This window comes from Sporolactobacillus shoreicorticis, from assembly GCF_024125445.1.
Taxonomy (GTDB): Bacteria; Bacillota; Bacilli; order Bacillales; family Sporolactobacillaceae; genus Sporolactobacillus; species Sporolactobacillus shoreicorticis.
In genome coordinates, this window is sequence record NZ_JAMXWM010000048.1 from 1 (window position 1) to 10,443 (window position 10,443).

The window sequence follows — 10,443 nt, forward strand, 5'->3', positions numbered from 1 at the left end:
GCTACGTTCTGGCGATAACGTAGCTAGCAAAACACATATTTACTAACTAGTATAAACGATCTTCATCATTTACCTTGCTGGAAGATTTAGTAATAAACCTTTTAACAGACGAACAAAAAACTCACAGATTTTTCATTTTCTGTGAGTTGATTTTTTATATAATTGCTTATTTTCATCCAATTATTATTGAAGAGCTGTCAATGTCATTGAAATTTAATGGGCGATCACAATAGCCCGAACCGAATTACAGCTCAATGTTCTAAGAAATCAAGTTGAACACAGACTGCTCATTAATCTCAGCTCCCCTGCAGCTCTTTCTTTCATTACTAAAACTAAGGGGAATTTGCTCCTCACCTCATACCCGGCTGTGTCGGCGCTTTTAACCAGTGCCTCGCTGTCATGGATACAAGAAACAAGCAATGTCTGAGTCGCCGTAATGAATCCTTTGTATCCACAAAGCACGGACGGCATGTGAAACAAGTTCATGATTTTCTCAACGATGCGAATTGCCCCCTTGAACTCTGAGATATGATTGAGCATGAATAAGAATTCATCACCGCGAAACCAGATCCGCCAGATGTTTTTACTTAAGTTCATTGGACGTCATCTATTTTTTCACTCTAGCAAAAAAATCACCCGTGTCTTAGTTCTGAAATAAACCGCTGTGTTACGAACTAATATCCGTTAATAAATGCCGTGTTCAAGTTATCGGTCCGGATACTCATCCACATAATTAACAATGCATAACAACACGAGAATGCTTCACTAACAAATCGCATTAACTGTACTGAGCAATTATCTCATTTTAGGCGATTTCAAGTCTCACTTTCAATAGAAATATAGCATATTTTGTACTAAAACAAGAGAATATGCGGTCAGACTCGTGACAGTTTGCGATGAAACCGTGTCAAACGGTGCGCTAAATCAAGATTTTACAGACATGAACTTGGCTGAACGACGTGAATATTAAATTCATTACTTATTGAGGTGTCACTACTACCGCTGTACAGGGCCAAGATCCCTTCCTGTATAATTGATCAGCCTACAACAAACACCGATTCCCGTGATTCGCACGAGACGGTAAAGCTTATCACTGCTTGGCTACCTCATCGGTCAATCACATTCTCCGAGCTTTTCCTCTTGAGTACGTCCGCAATGGCCTGCGCGATCGCGTTTTTGTCCTGGTCGTTAAGCAATTTAGTGGCATTAGGCATTACATTAGTCTGTACTTTGTTAATCAGCTTTCTCCAGTACCAGAGCCTTCTTTTCCACGGCCTGCACTAGCTTTTACAGCCACTTATAGGTTGCCGTTGCCAAGTGATATACAATATATCACTGCTTCATCATACTCATGCATTCATTCTGTCATTGCATAAGCACGTCAGCATCAAATGTCTGTCTCATCGCCTTGTCCTTTTGGATAAATAAAGAAAACCTCGAAAACGCCTTTAAATCAACGTTTTCGAGGTTTCACTGATGCACCGTGACAGTGCTTTAGCGGAGAGCGAGTCTGTATAACCCAACTCCAAAGATCCCTCTATAGCACATTATTTTCGACCTTCAAAACATACCTGCCCTTATTTTGCCCTCATTTAATCTATGGAGAGATATCATATGAAAAATTGGAATGCATCTAAAGCGAATGATTAATGAAAATAACATCAAAGTTGTGGAATTGAAAAAGTATGAACAGCAGCATCACAATGACCTACCATCTGATGCTGTCTATTGGGCAGTTGTCCACAAGATTGAATATTTCGAAAAACAAAATAATGAACTTGGGCAGTAATTATCATGCCTAAAAAACTGAGAACAACGCTTGAGATCTTGCTCGTGGTGCTTACTGCCCTATCTTGTGCCTTCTCTGCATACCACATGCTAGGCAAATCCGCCTTCAGAATACAAAGCCTGTTGTGCTTTTGCCTTCGTTTCTTCATAGATCGGATTGTAATGAATCTGGCGATTTCCTTTGGCTTTCGTACATTGTTTTTTGAACGGACATTCCGTACAGTCTTCACACTCATAAATCTTAAAATCTCTTTTGTAGCCATATCGGTCGGTGCGTGTCGTGTATTTTTTGAAGCGCACGTGACGTTGGTTCGGACAGATAAACAAGTCATCCTTTTCATTGTACGTCAAGTTTTGTATGTGACTCATGTCCTTCTTGAACGCTCTTTTCTCTTCTTGACGTAACTGATTGTAGGGAATGAGCGCTTGGTACTTTTCTTCCAACAGATAAACATAATTCGCTTCACTGCCATAGCCACCATCCGCAATGACGTGTGTTGGATGGCCAACGGGCGACTGAACCAGCCGTTTTAAATGAGGAATCAACGTTCGGGCGTCCGTCGGATTTTGATGCAGCGAGTAGAAGAGAATCATTTGATTTTCTGTTCCCATTTGCACGTTATATCCGGGCTTTAACTGACCATTCTTCATAGGAGCTTCTTTCATCCGCATGAACGTGGCGTCCGGGTCCGTCTTAGAATAGCTGTTTAGTTCCCCACAAGTGCTGAGCTGTTCTTCGTATTTTTGTGCTCTTGGAATGAAATCGCTTTTGAGTGCTTTCATCTGTTTTTTGAGTATGTGATTGGTGGATCGCTGGACTGTTTTTGATTGAGCCTGTTCCTTTGTCTTTTCTTCAACCCTTTCTGTCCACTGTTCCATCTCTTAGGCAGAAGCCACTTTTTTCTGATCCGTCACAAAGTTTTGAAGCGCTTGGTCATCGATCTTGATCTGATGTTGAAGGTCACGAAAAATGGTTTTGACTTTGTCTTGAAGTCCGTCTTGATACCGTTTCGCTGCTTTCTTCCAGACAAACGTGTAGCGGTTGGCATTGGCTTCAACCTTCGTCCCATCGACAAAATAATCCTCGCCGCTCACGTATCCCTCACTGAGTAGTTGACGGATAAAGTTCAAATACCTCCTGCAGAACGGTTTTCATCTGGTGCACCCGAAAGCGCTGAATCGTTCGAAAATCGGGCGTCTGTTGACTCGCGAGCCACATCATCGGTAAGTTTTCACGTAAGGCGCGAGCAATTTGTCGACAGGAATACCATTTTTGTGTGTAGGCATAAAGGAGAACTTTCCTCATCATGCTCGGGTCGTAGGCTGGACGTCCGCCGCCCTTATAGGCTTGAAGAAAAAGGTCAGAATCCACGCGATTGACGAAGGCATTCACGACTGACGGCGGCCACGTCAGCGGCCACCTTCTGCCATAATTTGATCCACAGGCATTGAATAATGCCTTCTGTCCGCAGTCAATGGCAATGTCGCCATTGCAAAGATTTCGGTCATGATTATTGGTAATGGAAAAGCAGAAAAAAATCCGACTGATATTCATCAATAGATGGCCATTTCTGCCCCTTCCCTATCTAACTACTGCGACCATTTTCTTTAAGGTTCTGACAAGGGCGACCGTAGGGAGGGCGAAGCCTTTACCCTTGCCAGGTTCTCAGAGAAAATGGATACTCTCTCAAGATAGGGAAGGGGGAGCAGCGCAGAAACTGACGTGACCCACCGTCTACCTTTTAGCCTATTTTCTTGCACAAGGTAGCTTCTTTTGTGGCAGAGCCTGGCCTATTTTTTGGCACGAGTGGCCTATTACGATGGCCGCCTTCAACGACACGGGACACGTGCTTTTCAGGAATAAGATCACTAAAATCCATTGGTAGTACGAGTTGGTTCATGTTATACTCTTTAAAGAAAATGTTTGTCAAAAAAATCGTCTTCTTTCTTAATGAGGTTCGGGATAATTTCATTATAAAGAATCAGACGATTTTTTTCTGTAATTTATTGTATAAAAGAGAAGCGCGGGAGGAAAAATTTCCTCTCGCGCTCTTTTCGAGACCCCTTTTGGGACAGCCTCATTTGAACACCATGTACATGAATAAAAGTAAAAGTAAGGCTTACCTTTATAATTTTCTACACTTATTACCAGGTCTCTTCATCCCATATGCCTTTAACAGTATACGATTCACCATTAAAATTATTATTTTGTGCTGTTAGCCAAACATCTCTCTTATTAGCCGAAGCAAAAGGTTTTTGGTAATGTGGTCCCTCGCCCTGTTTTACATATTCTGTCTGGCTTACGTTTTGTGCTGATGAGTTTTCTAACCAAAATCCTGTGATAGTCCCTTGCCCTTCTCCAGAAGTTTTCAATTGTACCTTCCAAGAATTATCAATACTATCAGTTTGTCTGTATCTTCCCTCTGTCTCTTTGCCATTTGCCATCCAACCATAAACTTTAAATTTATAACCAATATCGTTATCCTTGGCAGATGCAAACTGAGTTCCGAAACCAATAACCACTGTAGCTAACAAAGCAACTACCATTTTTACAATCACATGACGCTTTTTCAAAAGTATTCCCCCTAATTTTTTATAATAATGCAATATATTTAAATTTTAGGATAATATTACCTTTCCGTCAACCACTTTAATTATTTGATCAGCAAGAATATTTAAGTCCTCTTTATTATGACTTGCGATAATAATCAAAGTGCCTTGTTCTTTTTTCTTTAGTAGTAAATTTCGAACAATTTCAACACTAGACTCATCGAGTGCATTTGTCGGTTCATCGAGCAATAATAAATTAGGATCTTCAAATAAAGCCTGAGCGATACTTAAACGCTGTCGCATTCCTAAGGAATAAGTTCTTACCTTTTTTTTATTTGAAGGATCAAGCCCAACTGATGACAAAGCATCATTAATATCATTATCGCTAGCAATTTTTTTGATGTTTGATAATATTTTTAAATTCGTATAAGCGTCATAATTAGGTAGTAAATTAGTATTTTCAATAATAACTCCCATCGATTTAGGAAAACTGATATCTTTATGAAGAACCTTCCCGTCAATGACTACTTTTCCATGAGTACCATAGATTAGTCCAGAAATAGCTCTTAGTAACATTGTTTTTCCAGATCCATTTCGCCCATAAAGGCCATAAATATTTCCTGAATAAAAAATACAATTGACATGATCCAATACTGTTCTTCTCTTGATTACTTTTGAATAATTACTAAGTTCAATTTTCATGAATTAATGTCACCACTTTCTATAGGATATCTTTTTCTTCAAAAATGTGTTTTCCTGTTAAATATAGAGTGCTAGTTAATAAAACAAAAAGTAAAGTTACAATAAGTGTATTGACTAGAAAAGACGTATTTAATAAAGTATAGTGTCTCATCATCATATAATTGTTCAAGAATAAATAATTAATCACTGAATTCGGGAAATATTTTAAGCAAATATCACTACCAAACAAGATCAAAATATAAATGACTTGAGTGTATAACAAACTGATTTTACTTGAATACTTTGCCTCTAATAACATCTGAATAAGTAAAAATACAATCATACAAAAAATAGTACCGAAAAAAAGGACAAGTACATCTAAATGATACATGGGGAGTTGTTTTCTTTGAATGAAATTCAGCAAAAGATAGCAAAATATTTTCAAAGATTCAATTATCAGAATATATTTTATTAGCTCTGAAAAAAGTAATTGAAATATTTTTTTTCTAGATTGGTGTCTCACTAACTGAAAAATTCCATAGCCATTAATATATTTTTGAGTCGACTCAAAAATAAAAAAGCTAAATATTGCAAAAAGAAAATAGTTTAATAGAAAGAAATATAAATTGCCCCCAACAGGAATACCTCCATAAAGAGTTGTTATAGAGCCATTTTTTGGCGTTAAATAACAATAAACAATTAACATTAAAAAAGTTATCACAAGTTGCTTGATTTTATCCATGTCCTAATATATCCTTTGCTTTAAATAGTATTAAAGCGATATAGCTTAATACTATACAGATAACTAGTTCTCTAACAATCTTTAGAAAAAAACGAACAAGCGTTATACCTTTACCTTCTAGATAAAAAGAATTAAAGATTTCAATATCTACAAATGGACTCCATATTTTAAATAATAAGGTTAGGCAGGTTAAAATTGTTGAACATATAACTGAAATAATAAGAGCCTGTGATTTTGATAGTGTAATAGCATAAATAATAAGATAGCAGGATCCAAGAACTTGGTACAACAAGATAAGCATAACCCACTGAAACAAAACACCCATAAAGAAGTTCGTCATTAAAAAAAAGGACCATCCAAATTTGAATCCTGCGACTATTATATAGGCAAAGGAAAAAAGTATTGTGAATAGAATCACTTCTTTAAATATGACACCGATACACCATTTTATAATAGTATTACGCTCCATTCTCACAATTTTTTGAATGCCGATATTTGGAAGACTAAAAACGATAAGTATGGAAAAAAGCATATTATAGATTGTTCCGTGAAGTATAAAATAATTAAAACCTGCGTATGAAGTAACTACATCTAATAGATTAGAAATATTTTTAGTATTTGAAACGTTCCTATTCAGAAAAAAGCAAAATAGTAGCATGAATAAAAAAACACACAAAAGGATTCCCCAACGAAAAGCCCTATTTTTAAATGTGTAGTTCATCTTTTCCCCCATAGTAAATATAGCTTAAGACTGTAGTTATTAAAGTAATGAATAAAAATACAAGAAGAGCCTTAATCATATATGACATTCCATACTCAATAAATGGTTGCATTAAGTAAGTTAAACTGTAAGGCGATAAAATCAACATGATCCAAATAAAGAATGCAATGGAATATACCCATTTTTTCTCATGAAAAACAAAAGAAATCGCGGTTATAAACATACTGTATAGACCAGTGATAAGAGAGAAAAAAAGAATGTATAGAGTGTAAACAATATACGGATGTACCAAGGATAATCGCATCCAGAAATGCATATTAGTAAATGATTCTATTCCCATAAAGCTATGACCATTATGAAAAACAATTAAAGATAATAGGTAATTAAGAGTTAAGTTGCATAAAAAAAGCAAACTAGAAAAAAGAAATGAAACAATAAATTTAACTTTCATGTATCTCTTTTTACCAACCTTCGAAACAATAATGTTCGAATAACCATTTTTGTACTCAGTACATAAACAATCACCGTAAGCAATTAGAAAATATAATGGGAATAACCAAATCATGAGCATTTGTGCCACATGTCCAATCGAGGCACCAGATAAAAAAGCTGCCATACTCGGATGTAATATTGATGAAGCAGACAAATTCCCCCCATAAGCATCGGGATGCAGTATAAAGTCCATAAAAACTGCATACCAATTAAAAAAAAGATCAATAAAAGGAAGTAAGAATAAAAAAGAAATGACAATAATGCTTGTTTTACTCTTTAATATCTTCATTATCTCAGATATGTACATAATTACCCTCTTTATTATTGTGTTTTTATATCGTTAAATATATTTTAAACTTATTATACAATATTATATATAGTCACATGGATATTACGCAAGAAACTCTCTCAAATATGCGTGAGAATTAGGCTAGGCTCATTTGAATAAATTTCATTTATATATACGAAATTATGGAGATGTTTTTATAAAACCGTTATTTATTTATCCTTGCATAGTTCAGAATTGTTATTATGTAAAAATAAAAACAGGGAACCGCCGAATAGCGATCCCCCATGTTATGTATCCCCACATAGCCGGGTTTCTTTCATTATGTTATTTCTGTTCCGGTGCTTCCTGGTTGCCTTAACTGCGTCCTGCGCTGCCTGTTGCTCAGTCGGCTGTGCTTCCGCTGCTGCAGTTTGTTCCTCTGCCTTGGTTTGGTTCATCAGCATTTTTCTTTGGCTCTGTGTACCCTTGCGCTTGCTGTCTCCGATGCCTGCGGTTGTCGGATCTGCACCACGCCCAGCGTACCGAGCAGTGTAAAGACAACGGCAACCGCTTGCGTGAGTTGATCAATCAGCGCTTTGCTGTCGAATTGGACGCTCCACCATCCGGCAGAGTTACCAAGCGCGATGACAGCCGCAACAATACCAATCACTTGAGCAACAAAAGCAACAACGAATGTTTTATTCTTGAAGCGTACCAACTAATTAATTTTCATAATGAAATCCTCTCCCTTATTTTAATTTTAGAATTTGTCCTGGATAAATCGTATCCGATTTGAGCTTGTCCAACTTCTTCAACGTCGCAACCGTCGTCTTGTTCTTAATCGCGAGATCCCAAAGCGTATCGCCTTTAATCACTTTGTGTGTCGGTGATTTTTTCGGTTTAGATTTTTTCTGTGTGGCAATCGCCTTGTCTAAAGCCTTCGCAGTCTGCAGGCCGTAAATACCATCTGCGGTTAGTCCGTGAATTAATTGGAACCGTCGAACCGCATCTTCCGTTTTCGATCCGTAAATTCCATCACAGCCGTTATTTTTTGCACCCTTATCCGGATAGAAATAAACATTGGAAAGCTTCTTCTGCAACGCGAGAACCGCAGAGCCTCGATCACCACGCTTCAGAAGAGATCCGGAAAACGGTTTCTTTGGCTTTTCCTTAACCGTTGGCTTGGAGGCAGAAGGCTTAAGACGCCCGTAAAGGCTGAAAGATTAAGATTTTGTGCAAAATAAAAAGGCCCAAAATAGATCTAATTTTGAACTGACCCCCTAAAGTTGGACGGGTATACTCGGGTATACTCCTCTTTAGGTAGACAAGTTGAAAAACAAAACTTGGATACTTGGAGGGGAGTTTTTTGGGTCGTAAAGGTATTCGATATTCGGTTGAGCAGAAGTTGTTTTTTATTAATCTGGTACTGAAAAATGATCTCAAAATAAAAAGAGTCGCTTGTCGGTATCATTTAGATCACCATAACTTAAAGCGCTGGATTAATTTGTATCAACGATTAGGCCCTGATGGTCTCGAAAACAGTCATACACAACAAGTTGTATCATGGGACACGAAAACGAAAATTATAAGACGATACCTAAATGATTAAATTTCTTTTAGGCAATTGGCAGATCAATATGGATTACCAGTCAGTACCATGAGACAATGGATCATCCGTTATACTGAGGGTAAGTCAAATCCCCAAAGTAAGCGGAGGTATTCGAAAATGAATCATGGACGAAAAACAACAGCGCTTGAGAGAATAGAAATTGCACAGTGGATTCTTGTCACCCATCGTCATTATCATGGTGCCGTAGAAAAATTCAATATATCATACAGTCAGGCCTATTTATGGACGCGTAAGTATGAACAAGGTGGAGAATCTGCACTGATAGATCGAGGAGGGAAGTAAAAACGCTCTGACCAACTAACGAAAATCAACCAATTAAAATTACAAATTAAGAAATTAAAAGCCAGAAATGAATATTTAGAAGCCAAAGATGCATTAACAAAAAAATTAATCGAGATCCGTGGGAGGTGAAAAGCGGATACCAGCCAACGGATCGGCAAACCATTTATCAGGCCATTCAATCGGTCAGTCAACAAATGAGTACGTTTACGAAGCGTTGTTACTCGATTACACAACTGTGTTCGATCATGCATCTATCTCGAGCAGTGTATTATAAGTGGCACAACAGCATTCAAACATCACGCCAGAAAACGAATACGCAATTAATCTCATATATTCGTAGCTTAGAACAGAAAAATCACTTTATTTTCGGAGCACGGCGTTTAGCCCTGTACATTAATCATGAGCTTGATGTACATGTCACTATTAAGCGGATCCAACGTTTAATGCGGGAGAACCACATTCATTGCATCATACGCGTAGCCAAACGAGATCGGCAAAAGATAGCAAAGGAAATGATTTCAAAAAACATCCTAAAACATGATTTTACGGCCCTCAGGCCAAATAGTAAATGGGTAACAGATTGTACAGAACTACATTATGGGACTCATGAAAAATTGCGTTTAAGTGCTATTAAAGATCTGTTTGACCACCGAATTGTTTCCTGGGCAGTATCGGCTACTGAAACAACCGAATTACTTATTAGAACGGTTAAGCAGGCATTGAAAACTAATCCACACACGGATTCCATTCTTGTGCACATAGTCAGGGAAGTGCGTATACATCGTGTAAGTATAACGATTACTTGACTAGCCTGGGTTCATCCATAGCATGTCGCGACCAGGAACGCCGGGCGATAATAGTTCAAATGAAGAAAACCTCGAAAACGCCTTTAAATCAACGTTTTCGAGGTTTCACTGATGCACCGTGACAGTGCTTTAGCGGAGAGCGAGGGATTCGAACCCTCGAGACGGCTCAATAACCGTCTACACGATTTCCAATCGTGCTCCTTCGGCCACTCGGACAGCTCTCCATGAAAAAACTTCACAGCAACTGAACCTTAAGACCCATTGCTCCACTGCGATTCAAACACTATGGAGTGATCTATCGACAATTGCTGTGAAGCTTACTCAATATATAAAATAATGCCTGGCAGTGACCTACTCTCACAGGGGGAGAACCCCCAATTACCATCGGCACAGAAGAGCTTAACGACCGTGTTCGGGATGGGAACGGGTGTGACCTCTTCGCTATGACCGCCAGACTTCCGGCTCGCCTGAGCCTTCAAAACT

12 protein-coding genes, 1 tRNA gene, 1 rRNA gene and 2 pseudogenes are annotated in these 10,443 nt (G+C 38.1%); 4 read left to right on the forward strand and 12 right to left on the reverse strand.

Annotated elements, in window-relative coordinates; all coding sequences use genetic code 11:
• Positions 1-267: 267 nt before the first annotated feature.
• A complete protein-coding gene (locus NIE88_RS21220; protein WP_253065523.1) occupies positions 268-597 on the reverse strand; it encodes a nucleotidyl cyclase domain-containing protein in 330 nt (109 codons plus the stop codon).
• Positions 598-1,627: 1,030 nt separating this feature from the next.
• Between NIE88_RS21220 and NIE88_RS21225 the strand changes: the two genes are divergently transcribed.
• Positions 1,628-1,789, forward strand: a complete 162-nt coding sequence (locus NIE88_RS21225) for a hypothetical protein (RefSeq protein WP_253065525.1) — start codon at positions 1,628-1,630, stop codon at positions 1,787-1,789.
• A gap of 89 nt (positions 1,790-1,878) precedes the next feature.
• Here NIE88_RS21225 and NIE88_RS21230 read toward each other — a convergent pair.
• The 9 genes and pseudogenes from NIE88_RS21230 to NIE88_RS22930 all read right to left on the reverse strand — a co-directional run.
• A pseudogene (locus NIE88_RS21230) lies at positions 1,879-2,556 on the reverse strand (transposase); the annotation flags it as partial.
• Positions 2,557-2,793: 237 nt separating this feature from the next.
• A pseudogene (locus tag NIE88_RS23015) lies at positions 2,794-3,184 on the reverse strand (transposase); the annotation flags it as partial.
• Positions 3,185-3,933: 749 nt separating this feature from the next.
• The gene (locus NIE88_RS21245; RefSeq protein ID WP_253065533.1) at positions 3,934-4,362 is read right to left on the reverse strand and encodes a DUF2712 domain-containing protein; all 429 of its coding nucleotides are present in this window, start codon (positions 4,360-4,362) and stop codon (positions 3,934-3,936) included.
• 45 nt (positions 4,363-4,407) lie between these two features.
• Positions 4,408-5,040, reverse strand: a complete 633-nt coding sequence (locus NIE88_RS21250; protein WP_253065535.1) for an ATP-binding cassette domain-containing protein — start codon at positions 5,038-5,040, stop codon at positions 4,408-4,410.
• A 19-nt stretch (positions 5,041-5,059) separates the two neighbouring features.
• A complete protein-coding gene (locus NIE88_RS21255; protein ID WP_253065536.1) occupies positions 5,060-5,761 on the reverse strand; it encodes a DUF2705 family protein in 702 nt (233 codons plus the stop codon).
• Entirely contained in the window at positions 5,754-6,482 is a 729-nt protein-coding gene (locus tag NIE88_RS21260; protein ID WP_253065538.1) for a WxPxxD family membrane protein, read from the reverse strand. Before NIE88_RS21260 ends, NIE88_RS21255 begins: the two co-directional genes overlap by 8 nt.
• A complete protein-coding gene (locus NIE88_RS21265) occupies positions 6,466-7,281 on the reverse strand; it encodes a hypothetical protein (protein ID WP_253065547.1) in 816 nt (271 codons plus the stop codon). Before NIE88_RS21265 ends, NIE88_RS21260 begins: the two co-directional genes overlap by 17 nt.
• Positions 7,282-7,699: 418 nt before the next feature.
• A complete protein-coding gene (locus tag NIE88_RS21270; protein WP_253065549.1) occupies positions 7,700-7,960 on the reverse strand; it encodes a phage holin in 261 nt (86 codons plus the stop codon).
• 31 nt (positions 7,961-7,991) lie between these two features.
• The gene (locus tag NIE88_RS22930) at positions 7,992-8,378 is read right to left on the reverse strand and encodes a peptidoglycan-binding protein (protein WP_373689473.1); all 387 of its coding nucleotides are present in this window, start codon (positions 8,376-8,378) and stop codon (positions 7,992-7,994) included.
• A 230-nt stretch (positions 8,379-8,608) separates the two neighbouring features.
• On the opposite strand from NIE88_RS22930, the gene NIE88_RS22935 reads away from it, so the two are divergent.
• The 3 genes from NIE88_RS22935 (at position 8,609) to NIE88_RS21290 (ending at position 9,960) form a co-directional block, all read left to right on the forward strand.
• Positions 8,609-8,851 carry a transposase gene (locus NIE88_RS22935; RefSeq protein WP_373689472.1) on the forward strand — a complete coding sequence of 81 codons (243 nt, stop codon included), beginning with the start codon at positions 8,609-8,611 and terminating at the stop codon, positions 8,849-8,851.
• 117 nt (positions 8,852-8,968) lie between these two features.
• Positions 8,969-9,154: a helix-turn-helix domain-containing protein gene (locus tag NIE88_RS21285; RefSeq protein ID WP_253065559.1), complete on the forward strand. Its 186-nt coding sequence runs from the start codon at positions 8,969-8,971 to the stop codon at positions 9,152-9,154.
• Between the two features lie 125 nt (positions 9,155-9,279).
• On the forward strand, positions 9,280-9,960 hold the full coding sequence (locus tag NIE88_RS21290) for an IS3 family transposase (RefSeq protein WP_253065561.1): 681 nt from the start codon (positions 9,280-9,282) through the stop codon (positions 9,958-9,960).
• A 133-nt stretch (positions 9,961-10,093) separates the two neighbouring features.
• Here NIE88_RS21290 and NIE88_RS21295 read toward each other — a convergent pair.
• A tRNA-Ser gene (locus NIE88_RS21295) sits at positions 10,094-10,184 on the reverse strand.
• Between the two features lie 114 nt (positions 10,185-10,298).
• A 5S ribosomal RNA gene (gene rrf, locus NIE88_RS21300) occupies positions 10,299-10,415 on the reverse strand.
• Between the last annotated feature and the right edge of the window lie 28 nt (positions 10,416-10,443).